Annotated in this window: 20 protein-coding genes; 3 read left to right on the top strand and 17 right to left on the bottom strand. The window is 50.1% G+C overall.

Annotated elements, in window-relative coordinates; all coding sequences use genetic code 11:
• Positions 1–2 precede the first annotated feature (2 nt).
• The 3 genes from KF749_01275 to KF749_01265 all read right to left on the bottom strand — a co-directional run bounded on the left by KF749_01275 (position 3) and on the right by KF749_01265 (position 7375).
• Complete coding sequence (locus KF749_01275; GenBank protein ID MBX2989778.1) at positions 3–2171, bottom strand: M28 family peptidase; 2169 nt, start codon at positions 2169–2171, stop codon at positions 3–5.
• A 193-nt stretch (positions 2172–2364) separates the two neighbouring features.
• The gene (locus KF749_01270) at positions 2365–4383 is read right to left on the bottom strand and encodes a T9SS type A sorting domain-containing protein (GenBank protein MBX2989777.1); all 2019 of its coding nucleotides are present in this window, start codon (positions 4381–4383) and stop codon (positions 2365–2367) included.
• A gap of 7 nt (positions 4384–4390) precedes the next feature.
• Positions 4391–7375 carry a choice-of-anchor D domain-containing protein gene (locus tag KF749_01265; protein ID MBX2989776.1) on the bottom strand — a complete coding sequence of 995 codons (2985 nt, stop codon included), beginning with the start codon at positions 7373–7375 and terminating at the stop codon, positions 4391–4393.
• 213 nt (positions 7376–7588) lie between these two features.
• Between KF749_01265 and KF749_01260 the strand changes: the two genes are divergently transcribed.
• The gene (locus KF749_01260) at positions 7589–9016 is read left to right on the top strand and encodes an insulinase family protein (GenBank protein MBX2989775.1); all 1428 of its coding nucleotides are present in this window, start codon (positions 7589–7591) and stop codon (positions 9014–9016) included.
• On the top strand, positions 9013–10452 hold the full coding sequence (locus tag KF749_01255; GenBank protein ID MBX2989774.1) for an insulinase family protein: 1440 nt from the start codon (positions 9013–9015) through the stop codon (positions 10450–10452). Before KF749_01260 ends, KF749_01255 begins: the two co-directional genes overlap by 4 nt.
• A 61-nt stretch (positions 10453–10513) precedes the next feature.
• Here KF749_01255 and KF749_01250 read toward each other — a convergent pair whose 3' ends face one another.
• The 10 genes from KF749_01250 to cmk all read right to left on the bottom strand — a co-directional run bounded on the left by KF749_01250 (position 10514) and on the right by cmk (position 21621).
• Complete coding sequence (locus tag KF749_01250; GenBank protein ID MBX2989773.1) at positions 10514–11524, bottom strand: NAD-dependent isocitrate dehydrogenase; 1011 nt, start codon at positions 11522–11524, stop codon at positions 10514–10516.
• A 103-nt stretch (positions 11525–11627) separates the two neighbouring features.
• A complete protein-coding gene (locus KF749_01245; protein ID MBX2989772.1) occupies positions 11628–11963 on the bottom strand; it encodes a hypothetical protein in 336 nt (111 codons plus the stop codon).
• A gap of 256 nt (positions 11964–12219) precedes the next feature.
• Positions 12220–13758: a YifB family Mg chelatase-like AAA ATPase gene (locus KF749_01240; protein ID MBX2989771.1), complete on the bottom strand. Its 1539-nt coding sequence runs from the start codon at positions 13756–13758 to the stop codon at positions 12220–12222.
• Positions 13759–13831: 73 nt separating this feature from the next.
• Complete coding sequence (truA, locus tag KF749_01235) at positions 13832–14560, bottom strand: tRNA pseudouridine(38-40) synthase TruA (GenBank protein ID MBX2989770.1); 729 nt, start codon at positions 14558–14560, stop codon at positions 13832–13834.
• A 9-nt stretch (positions 14561–14569) separates the two neighbouring features.
• Complete coding sequence (locus tag KF749_01230; protein MBX2989769.1) at positions 14570–15349, bottom strand: hypothetical protein; 780 nt, start codon at positions 15347–15349, stop codon at positions 14570–14572.
• Positions 15350–15387: 38 nt separating this feature from the next.
• Positions 15388–16701 (bottom strand): DUF512 domain-containing protein, encoded by a 1314-nt coding sequence (locus KF749_01225; GenBank protein ID MBX2989768.1) that lies wholly within the window; start codon positions 16699–16701, stop codon positions 15388–15390.
• Positions 16698–18059 carry a tRNA (N(6)-L-threonylcarbamoyladenosine(37)-C(2))-methylthiotransferase MtaB gene (gene mtaB / locus KF749_01220; protein ID MBX2989767.1) on the bottom strand — a complete coding sequence of 454 codons (1362 nt, stop codon included), beginning with the start codon at positions 18057–18059 and terminating at the stop codon, positions 16698–16700. The genes KF749_01225 and mtaB overlap by 4 nt, the downstream gene beginning before the upstream one ends.
• A gap of 81 nt (positions 18060–18140) precedes the next feature.
• Positions 18141–19889, bottom strand: coding sequence for a 30S ribosomal protein S1 (rpsA, locus tag KF749_01215; GenBank protein ID MBX2989766.1), 1749 nt, complete (start codon positions 19887–19889; stop codon positions 18141–18143).
• A gap of 140 nt (positions 19890–20029) precedes the next feature.
• Entirely contained in the window at positions 20030–20935 is a 906-nt protein-coding gene (locus KF749_01210; protein ID MBX2989765.1) for a 4-hydroxy-3-methylbut-2-enyl diphosphate reductase, read from the bottom strand.
• Positions 20932–21621: a (d)CMP kinase gene (cmk, locus tag KF749_01205; GenBank protein ID MBX2989764.1), complete on the bottom strand. Its 690-nt coding sequence runs from the start codon at positions 21619–21621 to the stop codon at positions 20932–20934. The genes KF749_01210 and cmk overlap by 4 nt, the downstream gene beginning before the upstream one ends.
• Before the next feature lie 120 nt (positions 21622–21741).
• Here cmk and KF749_01200 point away from each other — a divergent pair, with 120 nt between their 5' ends.
• The gene (locus KF749_01200; GenBank protein ID MBX2989763.1) at positions 21742–22311 is read left to right on the top strand and encodes an RNA methyltransferase; all 570 of its coding nucleotides are present in this window, start codon (positions 21742–21744) and stop codon (positions 22309–22311) included.
• Here the strand turns inward: KF749_01200 and KF749_01195 are convergent.
• The 4 genes from KF749_01195 to KF749_01180 are packed head-to-tail and all read right to left on the bottom strand — an operon-like array spanning position 22278 to position 26484.
• Entirely contained in the window at positions 22278–22949 is a 672-nt protein-coding gene (locus KF749_01195) for a putative DNA binding domain-containing protein (GenBank protein ID MBX2989762.1), read from the bottom strand. The two genes, KF749_01200 and KF749_01195, sit on opposite strands and share 34 nt — an antisense overlap.
• Positions 22918–23892, bottom strand: a complete 975-nt coding sequence (mtgA, locus tag KF749_01190) for a monofunctional biosynthetic peptidoglycan transglycosylase (GenBank protein ID MBX2989761.1) — start codon at positions 23890–23892, stop codon at positions 22918–22920. Before mtgA ends, KF749_01195 begins: the two co-directional genes overlap by 32 nt.
• Entirely contained in the window at positions 23876–24298 is a 423-nt protein-coding gene (gene ruvX / locus KF749_01185; GenBank protein ID MBX2989760.1) for a Holliday junction resolvase RuvX, read from the bottom strand. The genes mtgA and ruvX overlap by 17 nt, the downstream gene beginning before the upstream one ends.
• Entirely contained in the window at positions 24298–26484 is a 2187-nt protein-coding gene (locus KF749_01180; protein MBX2989759.1) for a bifunctional (p)ppGpp synthetase/guanosine-3',5'-bis(diphosphate) 3'-pyrophosphohydrolase, read from the bottom strand. The genes ruvX and KF749_01180 overlap by 1 nt, the downstream gene beginning before the upstream one ends.
• Positions 26485–26557 lie beyond the last annotated feature (73 nt).

Genomic DNA, 26557 nt, shown 5'->3' with positions numbered 1-26557 from the left:
TCTCACTTCATCAACATCATTCGGTGAGTGGCAATCCGACCTTCAGCCTTCAATTGAACATAATAGACACCGCTGGCAGCCTCACCAGCATTCCAGACGGCAACGAACGATCCTGCGGACTTTCGCTCATTGACGAGAGTTGCGACTTCCCGACCCAACATGTCAAATACCTGGATTTCCACATCGCCGGATTGCCCGACCTCATAACGGATGCTGGTTGAAGGATTGAACGGGTTCGGATAGTTGCTGTGAAGCCTGAAAGAGAATGGCGAGAACCCTGCCTCGTGTCTGATACCCGTTAGGACACTCCCCTGTACTGTGTCCGACGGGGCGCTTTCATGCATTTGTGAATCAACTGCCGTGACGTAGTATTCGTAGATGCCGGTATTCTGGAGGCTATCCATCCAAAGTGTGTCAAGAGTTGGTGTTGAAGTGAGCATCATAAACGGTGAACCTGGAATAGGCACCATTGTTCTGTACACATTGTATCCTCGCAAATCCATTTCAGTGTTCATTCGCCAATTCAGCTTGACACAGCCGGAAAGCCCCTCCGTTACGAGCCCTGCGGGCGGAAGCGGTACACTTCGGGGGACGCCGGTCAATTCTGTTACCATTCCTTCCCGACCAACCACATCAACGATCGAAACGCCAATAATGTAGGATGTACCTTCTGTTAATCCGGCAATTGTTCGGGAACGCGTGGTTTGTGTGTAAACTGTGTCATACACGCCGGGAATTCTGCCGACATAAATTTTGTACAATGCAAAATCGGGAACGTGGACACTATCCCAAGCTGCATACAAGGATGTTCCGTTTCCGCGGTCCCGCACCCGGAGATTCGCCACCGAGGCAGGCATTTGATCGAGCGTGACCAACATGGCAAGCCCCGACTTGACAATGTTGGCACAATAGGTCATGTCGAGATATTGGAGGAGATCGTTCTGGCTGTGATAATACGGACTGAAGTTCCGTTCAATGCAAAACACCGTACGATAGTTCTGTTGCCAGAATGAATAGCTATCGCTTCCAGAACGATATGACGTTGTGGCGACGGGCACAAGCGGCGTGTACATCTGCATCATGGTTGCATGCAAATCCCGATACGCCTCGCTGGTTGTGTACCACACCACATACACGCTTTGATCTGTCGGAGCCTGATACCGGTTTGCAATCATATCATAGTTCTGCATGCATCGGATATCCCGATTGGCCGCCCTCGCCCGCTGCGCATAACTTGCGCTGCCCCGAAGTCCGGCTTCTTCGGCAGCATATCCCATAAAGCGCATTGTATAGGCGGGTTGATAATTCCTCAACTGCAGCACCCGAGCCATCTCAATTGCCCCGGCTGCTCCGGAGGCATTGTCATCGGCGCCGGGCGCAAGATTCTGGTTTGCAGAATTGTACGAGTCATGATGTCCGCCCACAATAAGCTCCTTCGACGGATCAACAGTTCCGGGGATCGTGGCAACGACATTTGCCTGCCACGTGCTGCTGTACTGGAAACTATCCAGCTTGACATCCGTGATTCCCGTTTCGAGGTACTTAGCCCGTACCCATTTCGATACCGAATCCCGATTCGCGTTGTTCCAGTAGCGCGTTCCGAAATTCTGCATTGCTTGTATGTAGTCCCTGAGGGAAGTGTCTGAAACAAACGAGATCAGCGTGTCAATCAAGCCGTAGCGATGCTGCCCGATACTCTCAGACAAACGGGTTGTTGTCGCATCTATTGGCACTTCCCATCTATCAATTTCCACGCAGACAAAACCCTGTTCACGCAGTTGCTCAAAGTATGATTCCGACCCTTTGACAAGCATGAAATCGTCGCCCGCAAGTAACATGCGTCCAGTCAGTCTGTCCAGACTTACATCTGTTTTGCCGGGATGCGGCTTCGCCACTATTGCGTAGGATTCACTCCAAGGTTGATCATCCACAACCACAACATCTATCCCTCTCTTCTTGAGGTATGATGTTGCGATTCTCGTAGTGCCTGCGAGGTAACCATCATCCAACCGGTGATAGAAGCGAATGGTTGACGGGGCCACCCGAACGGCTTCAATTGCCGCAAGAGACGGAATTGTGACCAACACCTCATCGACTTGAGTATGAGATATTGCCGGGAAAAGAAAGAACATGCTGACAAAAACAGAGATAACCGTAACGATTCGTACCATGACAAACTCCTCCTGTTGACGAATACAAAGTTATTTCCCACTCCTGACGGAGATAACAATCGGAATGTCGCGACGGAAAATTCTTCAGGATGGAATGTGGGAAGGAACAGCTCGGCGGCAGTCGAGGATGGTGAATACTGCCGCCTGTTTATAGATGCAAAATGCTAAAACAATATCAAACTATCAAGCAATCTTAACGAACCAGCACCATCCGCCGGCTTTGAACGATCGAGCCGGCTCGTAAGTGATAGAAATAAACACCACTTGCGGCGGCCTGGCCGTTGTCGTTCGTCCCATCCCAGATGATGCCGTAAACCCCGGCTGCACCATGATCAAACAGATAGGACTTGATTTGCCTGCCGAGTACATCATGAATCGTAAGACTGAAATCTGTTCGTACTGGGATACTGACTCTGATTGTCGTTGTCGGATTGAAAGGGTTTGGATAGTTCTGCGCCAACCTGAAATCCGCCGGCCGATATTCTCGATCCCTGACCGAGACTGCCGAGGGACTCCTTAACTGCCCTCCGGTTCGTGCAGCATTCCCTTTGAAAGTTCTCCACACATTCGTCGAATCAAACATTCCCGGGGTATCCCAGCCGTACACATACTTGTCCAACCGTCCGGCAAAAATTTCCGTGTCGCCATCGCCGTCAATATCAACCAGTGTGGGATGGGTTTCGAAGCTGTTCAACAACGGGTTGCCCGGCATCAGCGGAAATCCTTGCACCACTTGTCCGAGATAATTGAATCCGCAGATCACGCCGGGCTTGTTGGACACGCCGTTCGTTCCGCACACAACATCCCCTTTGCCGTCGCCATCAACATCGGCAATTGCAACGGAGCCGTCCACCCAGGTTCGAAACACTCTCGCGGGATACCCGGTGAGGAGATTGCCCGAGAGATCGTAGGCCCACACCTTTCCGGAGTCAACAGCCTCAACGCCTCCGTAAGCGAGTTCCGGAATACCGTCGCCATTTATATCACCAACAGCAACGCAGGAACCGGGGTTACCGTATGTAATCGGGAACGGATAGCCCGGAACAATCTGACCTTGATAATCAATTGCATAGATTCCGTTAATATCGTTGTCCGGCTTCATGCGAATAAGGATCTCGAGCTTTCCGTCATTGGTTACATCATACAACGTCGGCGAATTGCCGACACTGCTTGCACCGACAAGAAATGGAAATCCGTTCATCACTTGTCCGGTCGAACGGAAGGCAATAATCCGTGCAATCGGGGTAGCAACGATACCGCCTGTACCGACAACGATTTCGAGCTCCCCATCGCCGTCAAGGTCACCGATTGCAGGACTGTTTTGTGCGCCTCTCTGCAGATCAACGGGAAAGCCCGGCATCTCCACCGGCCCTGTTGCTGTCACTTTGAAGAGATGAAGGAAGGCATTGCCGTAGGGCGAATCCCAGTTGTGTGAGATGACGGCGATCTCGCATTTCCCGTCTCCATCAAAATCGGCAAGGGCCGGCGTAAACACGCCCACAAAGGTGCCGAAGTTTACAGGAAAACCTGTGAGTGACGTTCCGTCTGCATTGAATGCGTAGAGATAGCCGTTTTCATCGCCGCAAACAATCTCCAACTTATCATCTCCGAAAATATCTCCGGCAGCAGAGATTCCGGCATCGGCGCTGCTCTGCAAGAAACCGGGTTGAAGTGCAGTGGGGAAGCCGGGCAAATATGCGCCGTTTCTTCGCCACGTAATGACGTACGGGGGATTTGTCGGTTGATACGATCCCCACGCGTTTGTAACCGAAATATTCAACTGCCCGTCTCTGTTAATATCGGCAATCGTGGGACTGTTTTCGTACAGCGACAATCCGTTAAAGATCGATCGGGGCCAGCCGAATTGAAACGCAATCGTATCCATGTTTGCGTTATGAAGCATGGGCAAGGGTTCATCGGAAAGATACTGAAGGGAGAGGATGTTGAATCCCCTCCCCTTTGCTGCTTCTATCTCCCTCTCACTTCCGATAATGGTAACGAACCGGTTTTCAGGATTGTAGGAGACTTGAAACCGCCTCGTTCCTTCGGATGATACTCGTTCTCGAATCTTCACATCATCAATCCGAAGTCCCAACTGATGCAACGCAATCACATCTTCTTCAGTCTGCACAGCAATACGTGCTGCGATTTGAGACATCGCAACGGCGGCACCACAAAAAAATGCAGACGCTAACAAAACGATACGCTTCATATTCTCCCTAACGCAACAGAATCATGCTCTTTGTTTGAAACCACGTTCCGGCATGTACACGGTAGTAGTACACACCGCTTGCAACAGATGAACCGGCCTGGTTCTTTCCATCCCACACAATCTGATGTGTGCCCGCGGGTACTTGTTCATAGAGGAAAGTCTTCACTTCTTTGCCCAACACATCATACACAGTCAGCCTGACATCCGACAAAACAGGAAGAGTGATGTTGATAGTTGTGGCAGGATTGAACGGGTTCGGGTAGTTCTGTCCCAACTCGTATGTTTCGGGATTTCCCGTCGGGCCGTAGCCGACACTCGTCACGCCGCTTCCGCCTGACAGCAATGCAACGTTGCCCTGTTGTCCCCCCATAATAATCTCATAGCTGTTGTTACCATCGATATCAGGTACTACAGCGACTTCACGGGTTTGTGCCGTACCGGTCGGATAGATGGCGAGTTGAGACCCATCCTGCCCTTTCACAATCATCGTTCCCTGATTCTGCACGGCAATAGCGACATCGTCAAATCCGTCGCTATTGAGATCGGGGATTGCTACAGCCCCCATCGTGTTGCCGGTGGGCAACGACCAGACAATATCTCCCGTTGCGCCATTGATGCAGTAGATTCCACCTACGAGAAGCGGTGCAATAATTTCGTCTATGCCGTCGCCTGTCACGTCCTTCAAGCGGACAAGTTGCATAACACCGCTGTTGCCGGTTGGACGTGACCACATTTGTGTCCCCGATTCTCCATCGACGCGATATATGGGCCCCCAGAACGCACCCACGATGACATCGGGGGTTTGGCCTGTGACCGGCCATGCCAGTACTTCTTTTCCTCCGCTGCTTGCAGTTGGTATGCTGAAGTCCCAGAGCAACGTGCCGTTTGCGCCGCTGAATGCACTTGCTTTGTACGCCGGTTCACCGACACATCCAATCACATCGGGAACACCATCCCCACTGATGTCACCGATTGCTGTGACGGCGTGTGTGAAGCCCGGAAGAGGCGACACCCAAAGCAGATTGCCGTTTGCGCCGTTGAACAGGTAAATGCTGCGACGGCCACCGACACCGCCGGATTCTGTCGCCGCGGCCGCTGCGATAACATCGGGAATGCCGTCGTTATTGTAGTCCGTACTCACGTCAACTCCGGTGAAATCGCCAAGTGAAAAGCTGTCAGGGTGATCGGTGCCGAATGTCCAGAGCATCTGTCCGGTTCGGCCGTTGATGGCATAGACATGCTCGTTCCCTCCTCCGGTTCCGATGATGACATCTTTGAATCCATCTTGATTCAGATCCGCAACAGCAAGCGCCTTTTGATGAGAATAATCACCTGTCGTACCAATCGAGCCGGCACTTGTGTTGGCAATGTACGTATTGAAAGCCCACAACGTATCGTTTGTAACGGACGCGTTGCCATTGAGCGCCATCGTGAAGTAGTTCTCTGATGATACGACAACATCAGGCTTTCCATCTCCCGTTATGTCGCTGATGGCCCTTACAGCCTTTGTCAATTTCTGATTTGAGCTTGTGCGGGGGTTGTTGGGAACGGTGAAGGTCCACAATGGCTGACCGAGCGGAACCGGAGTTGCATCGCCTGTTCCTGTCAGCACGATGTTCGTGACGGGGCCGTTCGAGGCGTTGCTGGTGATCTTCAACGTATCTGTGTATGCCGTTGCCGCCGTTGGCATAAACCACACCCGAACGTTGGCAGAACCGAGAGAATCGATTAGTAAAGGCAATCCGACAGAATCAATTGTAAACACGTTGGTGAGCGTTGCAAGCGAAGAAATCGACAGTTGCGGCCCGCCTTGATTTTCGATTGTAAGTAACCACGAGTTGGAACTGCCCACTCGCCGTGCTGCATAATCATAATTGGCGGGACTCAGAATCACGGGCGTGCCGTGGATTCCGTACCCCCGGGCAGCGACAATTTTTGCCGCCTCGTCCGGATCGTTCGAGTGGATACGTATGCTGGCGGAGTCTTTTCCGAATGTTGTTGGAGTGTATGTTACGGGGAACTGAACGGAACCATTCGGTTGCACGGTAACAGGCGTGACGAACGTCGTCGTCATTTGATTTGAGAGTAGAATGCGAACGCTATCGATCTGCAAAGGTGCCGTACCCAAATTGCTGATGCTCAGATTGATCGTTCTCGGCTGTCCAATGCGAGTTCCAAAAAAGTCAACCAACGAAACAATATCGATATCCGGTGTTCCGCTTCCGCTCAAGTCATATTTGTAAATTGAACGCCCCGACGCGGCACCAACAGGCTCCGCAACAAGCCACAAATAGCGCCCGTCCCACGCCAATCCTCGTGGGTTCGAATCCACATTCGGCGGCTCGGGCATCGGGATCGTTCGGACTGTATCACGGGTAACAGGATTGACGACGTAAATGAGATTCAGGTTTGGCTCGGTGCTGTTCAAGTCCATTGCGTAGTACAGATATTGCCCGTCCCAGGCAATACCCTGAGGTTGTTGGCCGATCGAGGGAATCGTATCAATGATTGTTTTCGTGGTCACATTGTACTTGTAAAGTCCTGCCGACGCGTTGGGAGAGTAAAGTGAAACCCACAAGCCGGTTCCATCCCAGCAAGCCCCGCCGAGAAACCACGATGTGGCGGGAGGAATGATTGAATCTACGACGGCCCCTGCAGTGTTCACTTTGTAGATGCGTCCTGTCGTGCCGCTACCGCGAATGTACCAAAAAAATTCTCCATCCCATGCCAATCCCTGGCTCGAGTTCAAGCCGGTGACAACGCTGTCGAGAACCACACCGTTAGAATCAAGCGAGTAGATATGCCCGCGATTGAACACGGCTGTTGTCGTTCCGCTGCTGATGAAGAGCCGCGCACCGCCGGCGCCAGGTGCAAGACCCCATGCCTGATTCCAGTACGTAGTGTTCGGGAGTGGTACCACTTGCACAATGCTTTGTGCAAACAACGAAGTTCCAATGAGTAACAGCCATACAAATAATGACAAGCGCATCATGCTGACATCCTTTCTTTGATATCCTGTATATCGTGGATTGGAATGAACCGGGTAGGGGAAAATCCTCTCCATCAAATTACAAGAAATCGCCATGAAATCAACCTGTTATGACGATTTAGCACAACTCTTTTATGGATTTTCCGTACAAGATTGGCGATATTATTTCTATTCAACAATCACCAATCTCATCTCATTACAATCAAGGAGAACCACATGCAACGAAGGAAGGACAGGCCGCCCGGCTTACCTCCGGCGGGTCTTCGCAGGCTTTTTTCTGCAGTTCTTACACTAGGGGCCATACTTATGCTTACAACCGCGCAAACTGATGCTCAGACCAAAGTATCGTTCGAGCAATATACACTCGACAACGGGTTGACGGTTATTCTCCACGAGGACCATTCCGCACCGGTAGCCGCCGTGGTTGCCATGTACAACGTCGGCTCAAAGAATGAGAAGAAAGGCCGCACGGGATTTGCCCACTTGTTCGAGCACATGATGTTCCAAGGCTCGCAGCATGTCGCCGATGATGAACACTTCAAGCTCCTGCAGGAAGTAGGGGGCAACATTAACGGCACAACCTCGAACGACAGGACAAACTACTTTGAAGTTGTGCCGAGCAACTATCTCGAACTTGCCCTTTATCTTGAATCGGATAGAATGGGCTTCCTCCTCCCTGCCATGACGCAAGAAAAGCTCGACAACCAACGGGACGTTGTGAAGAACGAGCGCCGCCAGAATGTCGACAATCAGCCCTACGGTACCGCGTGGGAGAAAATAGCCAAAGCAATCTATCCGGAGGAACATCCCTACAGTTGGCCGGTTATCGGATACATGGAGGATTTATCTGCCGCAACCCTCGAGGATGTGATGGAATTCTTCCGCATTTACTATGCCCCGAACAACGCCGTGCTGTCGATCGCCGGCGATTTCAAACCCGCTCAAGCGAAAGAATGGGTGAAAAAGTACTTCGGGTCAATTCCGAGAGGGACGGAAATTCCGAGACCGTCACCAATGCCCGTCACGCTGAGCGACGAGAAGCGTATGGTGTTCGAAGACAAAGTACAGCTTCCTCGCCTCTATCTTCGCTGGCCCAGCGCACCACTCAATACGCGTGAGGATGCAGTCCTTGACGTTATCGCCGACATCCTTGGCGCCGGCAAGAACTCACGTCTGTATAAAACGCTTGTCTACGAGAGGCAGGTTGCCCAATCTGTCAACGTGTTTCAGGCAAGCCAGTTACTTTCCAGCCAGTTCTCCATTGAAGTAACGGCAAAGCCCGGCAAGTCACTAACGGAAATGGAAGCTGCCGTCAATGATGAGCTGGCGATTTTCTTCAACGATGGCGTGACAGAGAAGGAAATTCAAACATCCATCAACCACAGAGAAGCAGGCCTCACCAACAGTCTCGCTACCGTATTGGGCAAGGCAAACTCACTTGCAACGTATTTCACGTTCACCGGCGATCCAAATAATATCAATAAGGAGTTCGACCGCTACAAGGGCATTACCCCGGCCGAAGTATTGGCGGTTGCCAAAAAGATTCTCGGCGGGAACAAAGTTGCCTTGAGCATTGTGCCGGAAGGGAAAGTAGAACTTGCAGCCGAAAAGAAGACACTTGAAAGAAAAGGAGGTGTCGAATGAAGATGTTCACCGCTACTCTTACGTTATTCATGTTGGGAGTCTGCATGACAGCATTTACCCAGGAACTTGACCGAACAATCCGGCCAAAAGCGCAGGGTGTACCGCGCGTCGACCTGCCTGACATCCAGAAAGCTGCGCTCAAAAACGGCTTGACGGTTTGGTTGGTGGAAGCACGGGAGTTGCCTCTTGTCGCGATGAACCTCGTCTTTCAAACCGGATCGGATCACGATCCGGCAAACCGGGCCGGACTCGCATCAATGACGGCCGATATGTTGGATGAAGGGACGAAGACACGCAATGCGCTGCAAATAGCAGAGGAATTGGATTTCATCGGCGCGAATCTCGGCATAAATGCGTTCACCGACGGATCGTCAATGACCCTAAACTGCATGACGAAACATCTGGATAAGGCCCTTGCGATCTATGCGGATGTTTTGGTGAATCCGACGTTTCCCGAAAAAGAATTTGAGCGTCTGAGACAGCAACGTCTAACCGCCCTTCTGCAACAGAAGGACCGTGCTGCAACCATCGCCACGTTGTCATTCAACAAAATCATCTACGGTAACGATCATCCCTACGGGCGCAATGCCGCAGGCGACGAGACTTCAATCGCTGAAATGAAACGGGAGGATTTGGTGAAATTCTACGAGTCCTACTATCGCCCGAACAACGCAACATTGATCATCGTCGGTGACGTTAAGTTGAAGGAGATTGTAAAGAAACTTGATCCGCTTTTTGTTTCCTGGAAGGCCGCAGCAATTCCGGCAGCAACAATGCCTGCTGCACCCGCTATCGATAAGCGGATGGTATACCTGATAGACAAACCGGCCGCTCCACAATCAGAGATTCGCATCGGGTTTCCTGCAATTGCCAGAAATTCACCTGACTTCTTTGCCGTCAACCTCATGAACCGGGCGTTGGGCGGGCAGTTTGCAAGTCGCCTGAACCTGAATCTCCGTGAGAAACGCGGTTTTACCTACGGTGCCCGATCATCCTTTTCTTTCAACAAACAAGCAGGTCCGTTCACCGCGTCGGCCGGAGTGACAACTTCCAAAACCGACAGTTCACTGCACGAGTTCTTCTACGAAATTGATAGAACACAGAAAGACGGGATCACAGCCGAAGAACTGGATTTTGTGAAGAAGGGTTTGAGCGGGAATTTTGCACTCACGTTTGAAACTCCCGCACAAATTGCCGGGGCATTGCAGAACATCGTTCTCTACAACCTTCCCGAGAATTACTACGAAATGTACCTTCAGAACATCGAGAAAGTAACGCTCGATGATGTTAAGCGCGTTTCGGGCAAATACCTCAATTCTTCGCGGATGGCCGTGGTGGTAGTCGGAGATTTGGGCATTGTGAAGGATGGCATTGACACGATGCGTCTCGGTGAGGTTGTGATGTGTGATGTAAACGGAAACAAACTCAGTCAATAATTGCCGAAGAAAAAGGAGTAGTGGCATATCCGCCATTACTCCTTATCTTCGCTGCCTTCTTCTATTTCAGCTTATTGACAATTGCCTGCGTCATCTCTGTCGTCCTGACAGGGGCAGCGGGTTTCAGGTCTGCGGTTACATATTTCCCCTCCTTCAGCACGGTGCTGACCGCGTTTTCGATTCGCTCCGCGGCCGATTCTTCCCCGATGTGACGCAACATCATAACTCCCGCGAGTATCAACGCGCAAGGATTTGCAATATTCTTCCCTGCAATATCAGGGGCGCTTCCGTGCACAGCCTCAAAAATCGCTACATCATATCCGATATTGGAACCTGGCGCCAGACCCAACCCACCCACCAATCCTGAAGCAAGATCGGAGAGAATATCGCCGAACAAGTTCGTCGTCACGATTACGTCGAACTGATGCGGGTTGGTAACCATCTGCATCGCCATGTTGTCAACGATTTTGTCATTGGAGACAATGTCAGGGTATTGTTTGGCGACTTCATGGGCCACATCAAGAAACAATCCACCTGTATATTTGAGAATATTCGCCTTATGTACTGTTGTCACTTTCTTACGTCCATGTTTCCTCGCGTATTCATAGGCATAGCGGAGAATGCGCTCAGATCCCATTCTCGTCACGATGCCGATCGTTTCAGCCGCACTTCGCGACGGGTCGATATAATGCTCAATACCTGCATAAAACTCCTCCGTGTTCTCCCGGACGATGACGAGATCAATGCCTTCATATCGGGCAGGAACACCCTCAAACGAACGTGCAGGCCGGACGTTTGAGTACAAGTCGAATTCTTTTCGCAGGGCAACATTCACACTTCTGAAACCGGAACCGACGGGAGTTGTCAGCGGCCCCTTCAGTGCTATTTTGGTTGACTTGATCGACTCGATGACATTCGGAGGAAGCGGGTCGCGGTACTTGTCGATAGCGGCGAGGCCGGCCTCAACAATATCCCACTGGATATTGACACCGGCTGCCTTGATGATTGTTGTTGTTGATTCGGAAATGCTTGGGCCGATTCCATCTCCCGGAATTAGCGTTACTCTGTGCATGAACTACCTTGATAGTTGATTATTACGCATGAATAGGGAAAGAACCGTTACAAGGTAAAAAAAACTGAAGGGAGATACAACGCGGACAAAAGACGTATGAATGTCAGTTGAGAATAGCTATCTGTGTGGAATCAGCATACACAGTCATGACCATGTGGATTGGTTTTCGGGGATTTTTTCCCGGTGCATATCCGACGCAGGCAATCTGAACAGAGCGTGAATTGCCGCTCTTTGTGATGGAGTATTCGGCATACGGCGTGAAGCGATTTTGCGTCAGCTTTTCAATTCCCTGCGGCGTGGCCGTTAACCCGATGAAGGTTCCTTCGCCTCCTCCTTCTTCAAAGGAGCGTGCACGATATGCCCGGGCACGAACCTCGAGGTCTCGGAAATCAGTATCAATCACATGGCGCTCGAAAGAAACCTGGTCCGCTTGAACCATGATGATTCCCGCCGAAGCGGTTATACCGAGAATGCAGACACCTAGTATGAGAAACAGAATCTGCTGTTGTCCCATCACACATTTGAGATAATGTTGAAATCAGAAAAAACCGGGTAGGCGAATGGCTCTGACAGAATATGCTCTAGAACTGTGTGAATGTCAAGTTGTAACGAAAGACTACTCACCCATCCGTTTGCGGCCTTGTGAGTTCCGAGGTGAGTTCCCAGTCCTAACCGCCGTGTCTTCGTGAACGGAATCACGCGACGAGGTTTCTGTCGAGACTTCGGTACTGAATTGCCTCGCTGATATGTTCGGGCCGAATCTCCGCACTGGATTCAAGATCGGCAATTGTTCTACCGACCTTTAGTATCCGATCATACGCACGAGCTGAAAGGCCGAGCTTGGTAATTGCCATCTTCAACAACTCTTCGCCCTGACCGTCGATTCGACAAAATTCCCTGATTTCTCGCGATTGCATGTCGGCATTTGCGAAGAGCCCTTTTCGTTCAAGAAAACGTCTCGACTGGATCTCCCGTGCCCGAATAACTCGTTCACGGATTTCGCCCGATTTCTCGCCACTTTCTTTGCTTGAGAGTTCCTTGTATTTTACGGCCGGCACATCAATATGAAGATCAATCCGGTCGAGCAGGGGCCCCGAAATTTTTGCCATGTATTTCTGAATCATCAATTGCGTGCATGTGCATTCCTTGTTCGGGTCCGTGTAGAAGCCACATGGACAGGGGTTCATTGCGCATACGAGCATGAAGTTTGCAGGGAACTCAACAGAAAGCTTTGAGCGACTAATCGTAACTCGTCCATCTTCAAGGGGTTGGCGCAGAACTTCCAGAACGTTTCGAGCAAACTCGGGAAGCTCGTCCAGAAACAGGACACCATGATGGGATAATGAAATCTCTCCCGGGCGCGGAACCGTTCCGCCTCCTACTAATGCCGCATCGGAAATAGTATGATGGGGAGATCGAAATGGACGCGTGGCAACGAGTGCAGTATCTGGCGGGAGCATGCCAGCAACTGAATGGATCTTCGTGGTTTCGAGAGATTCCTCGAATGAAAGCGGCGGGAGTATGCTCGGTAGCCTCTTCGCGAGCATGGTTTTCCCGGACCCCGGCGGCCCAATCATGATAATGTTGTGGCCGCCCGCGGCTGCAACTTCCAATGCCCGCTTCACGTTCTCTTGTCCTTTCACATCGGCGAAGTCCGACATGTACTGATGGTCGTTCATGAACAGGTCGTTCACGTCTACTTTCAGCGGTAGGCGGGCGGAACGATCGCCATGCATGAACTCAACGGTTTCTTTCAGCGATGTCATTGGAAAAACCTGGATCCCTTCGACCATTGCCGCTTCTTTCCCGTTTTCCTTCGGCACAATCATTCCACGCAACTTTCGTTTTCGCACTTCGAGGGCCATGGGCAATGTGCCGTGGACAGGACGTAACGTGCCATCGAGCGCCAACTCCCCGAGAAGGACAAAGTCATCGAGCATCGAAGCTTGTACTTCTCCGCTTGCAGCGAGAATGCCGATCGCCATCGGAAGATCGTATGCGGATCCTTCCTTTTTGATATCGGCGGGAGCAAGATTTACGGTGATCTTCTTCTTCGTGAACGGAAGGCCTGAGTTCTTGATCGCAGCGGTAATCCGCTCACGACTCTCACGGACGGCACCATCGGGAAGTCCAACAATGATGAAACCGGGAACCATGTTCTCGAGATGTGATTCAACTTCAACAACGTAGGCGTTAACACCGTATGTTGCGCAGGATAGAATTTTGGAGAGCATGACGGTCTGCGGGCAATTGTACAAAGAACGAAATTCTTGGCGAGGCCCGCTCAGGGAGCGGACTCAGAACAGATTAGTACACAATCTCTTCCAGGAAAAGACCTGCAGGAGAAACAGCCATGCCCGCTTTGCGGCGATCTTTTGCCGCAATAATATCCTGGAACTGGGAAACCGGGATGTATCCTCTTCCGATATCCACCATCGTCCCCACCAAGGCTCGCACCATCCCGTGCAAAAACCTGTTGGCACGGATCTCGTAGATTAGCATGGTAGGTGTTTTAGTCCACTGCGATGTCATAATCGTGCAGCGGTAGTGCGGAACCAAAGCTTCAGATTTTGTGAATGATTCAAAATCATGCTCGCCGGATACCTCTTGCGCAACCTGATTCATGAGATTGATGTTCAAATCGTACTTCACAAACCATTGGTACTGGCGTCCGATAGCCGTCGGTTTCAGGGAGATATAGTATTTGTACATCCGCTGTTTTGCATCGAAGCGCGAATGAAATTTCTCATCAACCTCTTCGGCAGAGTGAATGTAAATATCCTCCGACAGCGTACCATTAAGGGCATTGAGTATCGTGCTGACACTCAAAGGCGAATTTGTTTTGAAGTTGGCCACTTGTCCGCGAGCGTGAACCCCGGAATCCGTTCTCCCTGCGCCTATGAGTGTAACAGGTTCCTGCAGAATCTGATCCAACACACTCGTGATCTCATCCTGCACATTGCGCCCGTTAGGTTGACTTTGCCACCCGACGAAATCGGTGCCATCGTATTCAAGAACAAGCTTGATATTTCTCATGGAAAATCGTTAGAAATTCCTGCTGACGGTAAGCAGAACCCCGTGGGGATTTGTAAACCCGCCAAGTACATCTGCTTTAAACTGATATTGAGTTAACTCGTCACGTATTTCCCGATTGTATGAAATGGCAATCCGGGCCGCATTAATAGCGCTAGCAACGTGATTGATCACAATGGCAGCGACGACGAACTTCCGATTGTTGAGCATGTTTTCGCCGCTGACACGTTGATCCTTGTACAAAGCACGGTTGATGTCGCTTTGAGGCGATTCGGCAGGGCCCCAATTCCAAGCATACCCAGCACGGTTGCCGTACGTTCTCTGCGGATCACGTTCCCTGTTCCGCTTTTCATCAAACTCCGCCGTATTAAGAAAGTTGCCGATGTCAATAAAGAACTGATCATCCTTTCCAATTGGGTCAATGCCTGCATTGGCAGCCGCGAATCGTATGGCATCATCCTTCAGTGAAGCGCCGTAGACATCAAACGTTATGTATGTCAACCACAGCGCACCTTCGGCAATCGAGAAGTACTTGCCGGAACTGAATCCATCCGCATAATACTCACCTAATCCCGGAAGGAGTAATGAATACAATGCCGCAAGGCCAACAGATTTCTTCTTCCGGGCTGATTCCTGATTCTGCAAATTCAAAGTACCGAAGCCGGCGTTGGGATTTGAACTGGCAAACAAATCCTGTTGAATTGCAAACCGACCAGAGAGTTCCGGTTGACCGGCAGAAAGATGCGGGAAGAAGAGAATGGTGAGAACAACGACGCTATGGAATCGCAACATGCTATGCACCTGTTGAGCAATACGAAAGTGAATATGAATTACACAGTAGCAAGTCGGGCGCGTCGTCTCCGTTTGGTGAGATGGCTGAAAACGTCGTTCCAACGTCCGTCAAACACAAGTATCGGAACATTGAGAGCATCTTCAAGTTGCGGGACTGTCATGTTGTCGAGAAACAAACCGTCATTGTTAAGTATATCCGGCGGCAATAACAACAAATCCCCTAACTCTTTGTCTTTCAGTGATGAAAGTAAACATTTTCCCGAAAGAAGTCCAGCAACCGTTACGCTTGATCCGAAGAGGGTATTCGGCACAGTGTACAGGGCCGCAGCAAGATCCGGGATATTGTGAAGCAGTGGTAGGATAACACTTCGCATGAATCCGGACGGCAACTCGGCAGTCGCCATTGTCAGCTTCTTTTTCCCGGCCAGTTTCCGCGGAAATTGCTTTGCCTGTTTTCTTGTTTCCCTTATGAAGGTTCGCACAAGCCCGACACCATTCTCGGTTTGCGGAAATTCGTCGTAATACTCATCGTCGGGAATCGACCTTCCCGCAACAATATGAAACTCATCCGAACAATACACGAACGACCGCCCCGTTTCTTTCTTGAAAACCTCCTGCCATTCTTCGACACGGTTCAGCAGATTCTGAGCATACTGTTCATCGACTTTCCGAAGTTGATACAATCCGAAACGATGGTCCGTAAGCCCGACGGGAACGATTGCGAGCGAGATCACATGGTTGTTGAAGCGATAGAGATCATGCACAGTCTTTTCAAGCGCCGTACCGTCGTTTAATCCGGGACACAGAACAATCTGTGTGTGCATATCGATACCATTATCATGAAGAAGTTTGATTTTCTCCAGAATGAGATCATCCTTCTTCAATCCCATCATCAATTTCCGAATTTTATAGTCGGTCACATGTACCGAAATGTACTGGGGGGAAAGTCGCTGTTGAATAATACGACGAAGAATTGCCGGACCGGCATTGGTCATTGTGGTATAGTTACCGTACATGAAGGAGAGGCGGTAGTCGCCGTCGCGGAAATAAACCTGGCTTCGCATCCCCTTGGGGTTTTGATCAACAAAACAGAAGATGCAATCGTTGCCGCATGAAAGAATCTTGAAATCCTCGAAGTCAAGACCGAGCGGTTCACCTTCATCCTTTTCGATATCATAAATGGTGATTTCTCCGTTCGAGGCAACCTTCACAGAGATAACGGGATCATTCTCGTAGAAACGATAGTCAATTACGTCGGCAACGCGTTTCCCGTTAATTTCCAGCACCTCGTCACCGACTTTGAGTTCGAGTTCTTCTGCAATGCTCCCGGGTTCTATGGTCGTGATTTTCACAAATATCCTTGTGTTTCTATGAGCAACTTGCCTGCGTTCTCCGCCTCGACTGCACCACCTCTGCCGTCAATTCGTTCAGCGAGCATGAAGTTCTTCCCCGGTTCCACAATACGTGACCCGACAAGCTCATTCTCCCCGACGCAATGCGCCGGCATACCAACCCGAACATAGTTTCCGGAGAAACCGAGCCGGATTCCGTCCTCAAGGTCGCCCTCGAACAACACCTGCACTTCGTGCCCAACCATGTTAAGGTGGAAGGCATCCTTCTTCTTCTGACTGAGAATTCTCAACGCTTTGTTCCGTTGAAAACGGACGCGTGGTTCCACTGGATCGTCGATTCCGGTTGCCGGAGTGTTCGGACGCTCGGAGTACGTAAAGACGTGAAGATACGTGATAGGAAGTTCTGCCAGAAAGCGATGTGTCTCTTGAAACAGCACATCCGACTCACCCGGGAAACCCACTATGACATCAACGCCTATTCCACAATCGGGAATCGTCATTTTGATGCGATGGATAAGATCGGAGTACTGCTGTGTGGTGTAGCGACGGCGCATCCCCCGAAGAATCACATCAGAACCGCTTTGCAACGGAACGTGAAAATGCGGGGCCATCTTCTTCTCGCTTGCAACAAAATGAAGGATCTCCTCAGTCAGCAGGTTCGGCTCAATGGAACTGATGCGAATCCGTTCAAGGCCTTCTACCTTAACGAGTGCCTTGAGCAATGTGAGCAAATCTGTATCTGCGTTCTTGCCGTAATCCCCTACGTTCACGCCGGTAAGCACAATCTCCTTGTAGCCTTGCTCCACCAATAATTGCGATTGCTCGACGCAGTCGCGCAGTGATTGGCTTCTGCTTGCACCGCGTGCCAGAGGTATGGTGCAGAAACTGCAATTGTAGTCACAGCCATCCTGCACTTTCAGGAATGCGCGAGTCCGATCAGTTGCATGCGTTGAATAGCCGATGCCGAAGCTATCGACGTCCTGAATCTCGGAAACGGCAACATGTGGATAAGGTTTCTTTTCAAGAGAGGTCACATGATCGAGGAGTTCGAATTTCTCTTTCGCCCCCAGTACATAGTCAACGCCCTCAATTGAGGCAACTTGTTCCGGTTCCAGTTGTGCATAGCATCCCGTCACGACTACAATCGGCTTGACGGAACTCCTCAACGCCCTGCGGATAATCTGACGGCATTCGCGATTGGCGCGTTCCGTCACGCTGCATGTATTGATGACGCAAACATCAGCCTGCTGTCCGAAATCCACAATGTCGAATCCCCTGTCGGCAAACTGCTTCCCGAGAATAGATGTTTCAGCATAGTTGAGTTTGCAGCCGAGTGTATGAAATGCGACTTTAGGCATTGAATCTGTTCTCTTCCCGGAATACAAAAACACCCGCCCTGAGATGATCGGGCAGGTGTTTTCTGTTAAAAACCCGGCAGGTCAGTTCTCAGCCGGGATGGATGTGTCGCCCTCCAACGCTTGAGTATCCTGTGCACCAACTGCATCGCCGATTGTTGAGGACGGCAGTTTGTGTTGTGCCATATACTCGTCGACCAGATGGGTCTCCTTGTCCTTCAAGGCTTCGACGGCCGAAAGGACGATCTTCTTTGACTCTTTCTCGAATTCAAGAACCTTCAGTGGAAGCGCTTCGCCAACTTTGAATTTATCGGCGATGTTCTTGACTTGTGATTGAGCAAGTTGTGACACCGGCACAAATCCGTCTACACCCATCGGCAATTCGACAATAACACCTTTCTCGATGATACGCACGATCTTGCCTTCGACTTCCGTGCCCACTTTGTATGTGTCGCCGAAACGATCCCAAGGATTGTCTTCGATTTGTTTGTGACCGAGCGAAATGCGGCGTTGATCCACATCGACACTGAGAATCACAACTTCAATTTCATCGCCCTTCTTCACTACTTCGCCGGGATGGCGGATTTTTTTCGTCCACGACAAGTCGGAAATGTGTACGAGACCGTCAACGCCTTGTTCAAGTTCGACGAACACTCCGAAGTTGGTAAGGTTTCTGACTATACCTTTATGGCGTGAATCGACGGGATATTTCTGCATCAGATTCAACCACGGATCCGGCTCAAGTTGCTTGATGCCGAGTGAGAGTTTCTTATTGTCCTTGTCGAGACTGAGAATAACAGCATCCACCATTTGCCCCATCGAGACAACCTGCGATGGATGCTTGATGTGTTGGGTCCAACTCATCTCGCTGATGTGGATGAGCCCTTCAATGCCCTTCTCGATTTCAACAAAAGCGCCGTAGTCTGCAAGTGAAACGACTTTTCCGATAACCTTTGTACCAACCGGATATTTTGTTTCGATATTTTCCCACGGATGCGGCTGCAATTGTTTGTAGCCGAGCGAAATACGCTTCTTCTCTTGATCAAAATCAAGCACCACAACATTGATCTTCTGATCGAGCTTGACTATTTCAGACGGATGGTTGATACGTCCCCATGACAAATCGGTAATGTGAACGAGACCATCGACGCCGCCGAGATCGACAAAGACGCCGAAATCCGTGATAGCCTTGACTGTTCCTTCCAGAATCTGCCCTTTTTCGAGGCTCGAAATAATCGCCTGGCGTTGGCCGGACATTTCTTCTTCAACAAGCACCTTGTGGCTGACCACAACGTTTTCAGAAGGATGATTGATTTTCACAACGCGGAAGTCAAGTGTCTTCCCGATGAAGGCATCAAAATCACGAACAGGTCGAACGTCGATTTGAGATCCGGGAAGAAAAGCGTCAATGCCGAGCAAGTCCACGACTATCCCGCCTTTAATTCGACGGACACAACGTCCTTGCAGCACTTCGCCTGTTTCAAATGCTTTTGTTACTCGTTCCCACACGCGCATAAAGTCTGCCCGCTTGCGCGAGAGAACCAACTGCCCGTCTTTGTTCTCGACGCTTTCGAGAAAGACTTCTATCTCGTCGCCAACCCTCAATTCATCTTTGTTCGTGAATTCAGCGAGAGGGACGGTTCCCTCCGACTTGAATCCGATATCAACCGAAACTTCATTGTCGTGAATAGCAACGACGCGACCTTTGACGATCTCTCCCTCACTGATCTTCCCCATCGAGCTCTCATAGAGCCTTTTGAGATCGTTGTATTCGGCCTCACCATATTCCCGATCGACTACATTGTCGACAACGCTGTTGTTTGAATCAGCCATTCATCCTCCGAATGTTTAACATAACGTCCCGTTGCCACCGGGACACCCCTTCCGTCTTGCGATCGTGTAACGTCATCAGATTACACGCACAACGGGGAAAGGACCATGTTTTGGTTTGTATTGTTGTTTGTTAGTGATGACTATACCGTGTGTTCCGCGTGCATCGGGCTCGCGATCATCTCAACCGCCGTTTTCACTTTTTCCATCAACCAATGCGGCGTACTTGTTGCACCGCTAATACCTGCCGACTTTTTCCCTTCGAACCACTCGTGCTTCAGTTCCGATTCTTGTTCAATAAAAAAGGTGTCGGGATTCGCTTCTTTGCAAATATCATACAATACTTTGCCGTTTGACGAGTTTCTGCCGGCAACAAAAATCATGACGTCATTCTGCGAAGCGAATTCACGCAATTTCTTGTCGCGTCCGGAAACCTGACCACAAATCGTGTCTTTTGCGTGGAAGTCGATTGCAGATTCCTCAAACGTTCCGACTTCAAATTCGCCCCGTACTTTCTCTTTCAGAACTCTTGCAATTTCATAAAACGTCGGCTTGTCCATCGTTGTTTGAGAAAACAGAACTGTTTTTCTTGTCAAATCGACTTTCGATGTTTCTTCTACCGACTTGATGACAATCGCTTCGTTATTCGTATGACCAACCAACCCGATCACCTCCGCATGATCCTTCTTCCCAAAGATCACGATTTGATAACCCTTGTCGCAGAACTTTCTGATCCGTTCCTGAACCTTTGTCACAACCGGGCATGTTGCATCAATGAGTTCGATATTATTCTTCCGGGCAAGCGCATATGTCGAAGGTGGCTCTCCGTGTGCACGAATGAGTACCTTCTTCCCGCTCAGTTGTTCGAAATCCGAATGCGTAATGGTTTCAAGTCCCTTCTCCTTCAACCGGTTGATCTCCATCGGATTGTGAATGATGGGGCCAAGCGAGTATAATTCGGGCGAATCCTTCATAACCTCTTCTGCGATATCAACCGTTCGGACAACACCCCAACAGAATCCGGAGTTCTTGTCAATCGTTACTTTCATGAACCTATCGCTTTCATTCTCTCTTCAGCTTTCCTCACCACGAACTCCACCTGCTCGTCAATCGACATCTCAGATGTGTCAAGTTCGATGGCATCGTCTGCTTTCTTGAGCGGACTTTCATCCCGTGTCGAGTCCTTTTCATCCCGTTGGCGAATTTCTTCACGGAGTATATTGAGATCGGTTTCGATTCCGTGTTGTCGCAATTCCCGTTGTCGTCTCAGTGCGCGGGCGTCAATACTTGCAATCATGAACACTTTAAGATCCGCATCGGGAAACACCACCGTGCCGATGTCGCGCCCTTCAAGCACAACGCCGCCCTGCCTACCGATTCTGCGTTGTTCACTCACCAATACCGCACGCACTTGGCGTATTGAACTCACCGAACTTACGGCAGTTGTCACTTCAGGCGAACGAATCGCTTCCGAAACATCTCTTCCGTCAAGCAGGATTTTCAAAGAACCGTTCACGGGTTGCAGTTCAATGCTTGTACTGCTGACCAACTCCGCGATACGCGTCGAGTAATATCCCTGAACTCCGCTGCGCAGAACCTTCAGCGTGATTGCCCGGTACATCGCCCCGGTATCGATATGCAAGTAGCCCAAGCGGGCCGCAACGAGTTTTGCAGTTGTCGATTTTCCGGATGCGGCCGGCCCATCAATGGCAATGACGAGCTTACGTGGACTCAAAATGAACCAATTTCCGACGATATTGGGAAGTAAATATAACCAATTCGCAAACTGTTGGCAACCACGTTGGATTAAAGAGGTTTAATCGCTAATTTGCATGCGTATGCTTCACCTAATTCAATGAGAAGGCTAACCCACGATGAAATTTCACAACAGCGTGTACCGCTGGAGCTGATCCGGCAAAGCCCGCGGCTGCCGATTTTTGCCATGCTGGACAATATCAGGAGCCTGTACAACGTCGGTTCAATCTTCAGGACTTCGGAGGGGGCTTTGGTACAGAAGCTGTTTCTCAGCGGGTACACGCCTCACCCGCCGAGGAAGGAGATTGAAAAAACCGCGCTCGGCTCAACGGAGACAGTTCCGTGGGAACACCATCGAACCGCTGAAGCCTGCCTCACGGCAATTCGGCAAACTGGAGCGAGAATATGCGTTCTGGAGCATACAACAAAGAGCATCCCCTACTACGAGGTTACGAAAAAAGAATTCCCGATTTGTTTGGTGGTTGGAAATGAGATCACGGGTGTTTCTCAGAATGTTATTGCCGCGGCTGACCTTGCAATCGAAATTCCGATGTTTGGCATGAAACAATCGCTCAACGCCGCAGTGGCGTACGGGATAGCACTTTTTGAGTTGGTGAGAATCTGGAATGTATCCAATCAGAGCGGCATCTCGCCTGCCAGAGTGAAGTAGTCTTTCTTCTCCAACGTGTGAATTCGGATCACGCCTGCGCGTACAAGGGAAACGAGAGTACGTGAAGCACGACGGTCGGAAATATTGACAAGCTTTGCGAATTCTGGAACAGTAATCCGCTCATGGCCATCAAGGTATCTGAAGAGCCGCTTTTCGTTCTCTCCGATTTCAATCTTGAATGGTTTCGCGTCGGGATGTTCGCTTCGCAATATTCTCACAACCTCCTTGCTTGCCATCACCGAATTTGCATTCACGCGGATATACACCTTGGTTTCTTCACCGTTCACCGCATCTCCATTGGTAGAGCCGGTAAAGTAGTGCGGCTTGTCGTGACTCTCTTGAACATAGGCAACGATAACATCTTTACCATCAAACGGCACAATGTCAATCAGCGGGTGGATTTCAGGAACGCAATAGAACGTGCCAGCCTGATCAATCAGTTCAACCTCGCTTTTCTCGCTTTCGACACCTACGATGGAACCATCATCATCGACACCGAACAAGATGTGCCCACCTCGTGTATTCGCAAGTGCAACCATTGTTTTTGCTATTTTCTCCGGTCTGGAAACTCTCCTCTTGAATTCGATTTCAAATCCTTCTCCTTCTTCAATCAGTAGGTTCACGTCCTTGTACGTCATTGCTACCACCCCTTTCATTGTCAGTCGTATCATTTGGCATCACTTCTCGATAATCCTGCTTATCGAGCGACACATCCCCTGTGTCTGCGGGCTGGGGTTCAATCTGATGTTCGCTTGGTTCTGTCTCCTTCGGTAGTGATTCGATGCTTCCATTTTCTTCTTCGTCTTCAGGCTCCGCTTCCGGTTCGTAATAGCGGCGTCCCTGCAATCTCGCTGCAACAATATTCTTGCGAAATGTAACCCAACGGGTATTGTCCGTTGGCTTGTGTTTCAACGGACTGGGAATCACCGCCGCAAGTCTCAGAGACTGCTCGACAGACAATGAACTCGCTGAACACCCGAAATATGTTCTTGCCGCCGCTTCTATTCCGAAGATACCTCTCCCCCATTCAATCACATTCAGGTACACTTCGAGAATACGACTCTTGTCAAGATGCTGTTCGAGAAGAAGGGTTATGATCCATTCCTTCAGTTTTCTCAAGGGGTCTTTGGAAGTTGAGAGATAGAGATTCTTTGCAAGCTGCTGCGTAATTGTACTTGCTCCGCGGACCACTTTCTTTTTTTCCCAATTCTTTCGCAACGACTGTTGAAACTCATACCAGTCGAACCCATCGTGTTCCCAAAACGTTCCATCTTCTGCAACAATAACGGCATTGATAACGTGCCGCGGAATCCGGGACAACGGGACCCAAGACTGTACGATCTTCAGACTTCTTCCGTCATGTTCGGCCTCACCAATCCGCTGGCGCATCAACGCTGTTTCGGTCGGATTGTTCTCTTTAAGGCTGGCTACACTAAACCACGGAATTGTAAGTGCCTCGTACAGCACAAAGAAGCCGAATAGCAGAAACACCGTTTTCGCTTTGTTCGCCTTTGCCCAATGCCACAATCGCACGAGGTATAACGTGTTCTGTTTCAGGGCAGCATCATCTGCGGTTGTCAAGGTACTCCTGTAGCAACAGCCTCGCGGCCATGACGTCCACGCGGTACTTCTGCCGGCGCTTCTTCCTTTTCATGCCGATGTCGACAAATGCCTGATGTGCCTTGACGGAAGAATAGCTTTCATCCCACGTATCGATTGTAATAGATGTCATTTGCTTCAGTTTGGCAATGAACGCTTCTACTTCAATTGCTTTGCTGCTCTTTCCGCCGTCGGGACCGTACGGCATTCCGACCACAATCAACATAATATCTTCTTGGGCAATGATGTGCATAAGCTTGTCAAACGTCCGTTCATTGTTCTCAATTGTGCTGACAGCTTGCGCAATCATGCGGGTTGGGTCGCTTGCAGCCAGGCCAATGCGCTTGCTGCCATAGTCAATTCCAAGAACTTTGCCCGGATATTCCATTACTGGTCCGGCCTGTCTGCTCGTGTCACGCCTTTGATCCTTCGGAGCCGCTCCAATAAGCGGTTCACGTGTTCAGTATCCCGAACGCCCAGCACGAACAGTCCCAGAAAAATTGAATCCTTCGAGTCAAGATTTACACTTCGTATGGCCGTATTCTGAAAATTGCTGATTGCTTGAGTAATATCATTCAGCAGCCCTTTGCGGTCCTCTCCGATAATCCGAACAGCGGAAACAAACAGACCTCCCGAACTCGGCGGCCATCCGACTTCAACAATGCGTTCATGCTCCATTTGAAGCATCAACTGAATATTGTGGCATGAACGACGGTGAATCTTGATCCCCTCACCCTGCGTGACAAAGCCAACGACGGGATCGCCGGGAATCGGATTGCAGCACTTCGCATAGTTGTGAAGGTAGTTATCCCGGGATCCGTCAAGCATAATGCCGGGCGAAATTCCACGCGCCGACGTGATGAACTTGTCCAACAATCCCTCGATCTTGCCCTCTTGTGTAACAACCGCCGTCGGATGCTTCTGGTCGGTTTGAATCAGTTTGATAATTGTATCGACATCAATCTTTTCTTCCCGAATTGCGTGGAAAAACTTTCCGGCATTCTCGATTCTCTGTTTCGCAAGAAACTCATTCAAGTCATCATCATTAATGCTGAGCTTGGCTTTCTTTACTTTCTTCTCCCAAATAGCGCGGCCTTCCTCAATTGCCTTGCGTTGTTCCTCCTTGACCCACCGGCGCAAATGTGATTTTGCCTTGTGAGTGACTACGAACTGTTCCCAATCCGGGTTCGGGGTTTGGTTTTTTGATGTGATGATCTCGACCTGGTCACCGCTGCGTAGCTTCGTGTCGAGAGGTACAATGCGGCCGCTGACTTTTGCTGCGAGACAATGATCACCCACTTTCGAGTGGATTTCATACGCGAAATCAACCGGAGTAGCATTCCGGGGAAGGATCTTGAGATCACCCTTTGGTGTAAACACATAGATCTCGTCCTGAAATAGACTCAGCTTGAAACTCTCCATCATTTGCCCGTCTGCTTTCTCCTCCTCGCCCACGGTTTCGATGATGTCGCGAATCCAGTTCAGCCAGCTATTCAACTTCTCATCGATCTTCTCTACTTCTTCCTTGTACGCCCAATGTGCTGCAACTCCGCGCTCGGCGATAGCGTGCATTGACTTTGTGCGTATTTGAATTTCAACCATCTTCCCATCGGGACCTTGAACAGTTGTGTGGATGGATTTGTATCCGTTATTCTTCGGCCTGGTTACATAATCTTTGAAACGATCATCATTGGCAGTGTATATTGACGAGATGATGCCAAGAACCCTGTAACAATCTTCCTCACTGGAATCAAGAATGATACGCACGGCGAACAGATCGTAGATTTCGCCCAGGGGCTTGTTCCTCTTGATCATTTTGTTGTAGATGCTGTAGATATGCTTCGGGCGGGCGCTCAGGTCGTAGGGAATATCTTCTTTCCTGAGCCGCTGCTCGATAGGGGCCGCGAATCTCTGCAGGTATTGCTCGCGCTCCCTCCGGCGGGACTTCAGTTCACGCGCAATGCTGTCGTACTCTTCCCGATTCAACGTTTTGAATGCAAGATCTTCCATCTCCCATTTGATATTCGCAAGCCCGAAGCGGTGAGCAAACGGCGCATAGATATCCATCGTTTCCCTTGCTATCCGCTGCTGTTTTTCGGAAGGGAGGAAGTCGATCGTACGCATATTGTGGAGGCGGTCGGCAAATTTCACCAACATCACGCGGATGTCGCTCACCATCGAAAGCAGCATTTTCCGGTAGTTTTCCGCCTGCGTCGATTCGTTGCTCGTAAATGTAATGCCGGAAATCTTCGTTGCACCATCGACAATGTTCGCAATTGTTTCGCCGAACTCCGCCCGGATGTCCTTTATCTGATAATCGGTGTCTTCGGCCACATCGTGCAGTAGAGCGGCAGCGATAGAAATATCATCGAGGGAAATCTCCTTCGCAACAATTCTGGCGACTTCATACGGATGATCAAAGAACGGTTCTCCTGATGCACGCTTGTCGAACCGGTGGGCGTTGAAGCCGAATTCGAATGCCCGGCGTATCAGTGTTTCATCGACGCGGACAAGGTGTTTCCGGCATACGAGCAGGAGATCGTCGAGCCTTTCTTTGTACTTTCGATTCGTCATACTCTTTCAACTGTTCATGAGCAGGAAGGATATGCCCCTGTTCTTTCTGCGAAAGAAACCTCCGATCCACCAA

This window comes from Bacteroidota bacterium (assembly GCA_019637975.1).
GTDB lineage: Bacteria > Bacteroidota > Ignavibacteria > UBA10030 > UBA6906 > CAADGV01.
This window is presented reverse-complemented; position numbering and strand designations above follow the sequence as displayed.

Excerpts from the sequence above, each read along its gene's own strand:
- KF749_01260 (MBX2989775.1), top strand. The coding sequence starts at position 7,589 with ATGCAACGAAGGAAGGACAGGCCGCCCGGCTTACCTCCGGCGGGTCTT.
- KF749_01200 (MBX2989763.1), top strand. The coding sequence starts at position 21,742 with ATGAGAAGGCTAACCCACGATGAAATTTCACAACAGCGTGTACCGCTG.
- KF749_01270 (MBX2989777.1), bottom strand. The coding sequence starts at position 4,383 with ATGAAGCGTATCGTTTTGTTAGCGTCTGCATTTTTTTGTGGTGCCGCC.
- KF749_01210 (MBX2989765.1), bottom strand. The coding sequence starts at position 20,935 with ATGAAAGTAACGATTGACAAGAACTCCGGATTCTGTTGGGGTGTTGTC.
- KF749_01275 (MBX2989778.1), bottom strand. The coding sequence starts at position 2,171 with ATGGTACGAATCGTTACGGTTATCTCTGTTTTTGTCAGCATGTTCTTT.
- KF749_01255 (MBX2989774.1), top strand. The coding sequence starts at position 9,013 with ATGAAGATGTTCACCGCTACTCTTACGTTATTCATGTTGGGAGTCTGC.
- KF749_01250 (MBX2989773.1), bottom strand. The coding sequence starts at position 11,524 with ATGCACAGAGTAACGCTAATTCCGGGAGATGGAATCGGCCCAAGCATT.
- truA (MBX2989770.1), bottom strand. The coding sequence starts at position 14,560 with ATGAGAAATATCAAGCTTGTTCTTGAATACGATGGCACCGATTTCGTC.
- mtaB (MBX2989767.1), bottom strand. The coding sequence starts at position 18,059 with ATGCCTAAAGTCGCATTTCATACACTCGGCTGCAAACTCAACTATGCT.
- KF749_01265 (MBX2989776.1), bottom strand. The coding sequence starts at position 7,375 with ATGATGCGCTTGTCATTATTTGTATGGCTGTTACTCATTGGAACTTCG.
- KF749_01230 (MBX2989769.1), bottom strand. The coding sequence starts at position 15,349 with ATGTTGCGATTCCATAGCGTCGTTGTTCTCACCATTCTCTTCTTCCCG.
- KF749_01245 (MBX2989772.1), bottom strand. The coding sequence starts at position 11,963 with ATGGTTCAAGCGGACCAGGTTTCTTTCGAGCGCCATGTGATTGATACT.
- rpsA (MBX2989766.1), bottom strand. The coding sequence starts at position 19,889 with ATGGCTGATTCAAACAACAGCGTTGTCGACAATGTAGTCGATCGGGAA.
- KF749_01180 (MBX2989759.1), bottom strand. The coding sequence starts at position 26,484 with ATGACGAATCGAAAGTACAAAGAAAGGCTCGACGATCTCCTGCTCGTA.
- ruvX (MBX2989760.1), bottom strand. The coding sequence starts at position 24,298 with ATGGAATATCCGGGCAAAGTTCTTGGAATTGACTATGGCAGCAAGCGC.
- KF749_01240 (MBX2989771.1), bottom strand. The coding sequence starts at position 13,758 with ATGCTCTCCAAAATTCTATCCTGCGCAACATACGGTGTTAACGCCTAC.
- KF749_01195 (MBX2989762.1), bottom strand. The coding sequence starts at position 22,949 with ATGACGTACAAGGACGTGAACCTACTGATTGAAGAAGGAGAAGGATTT.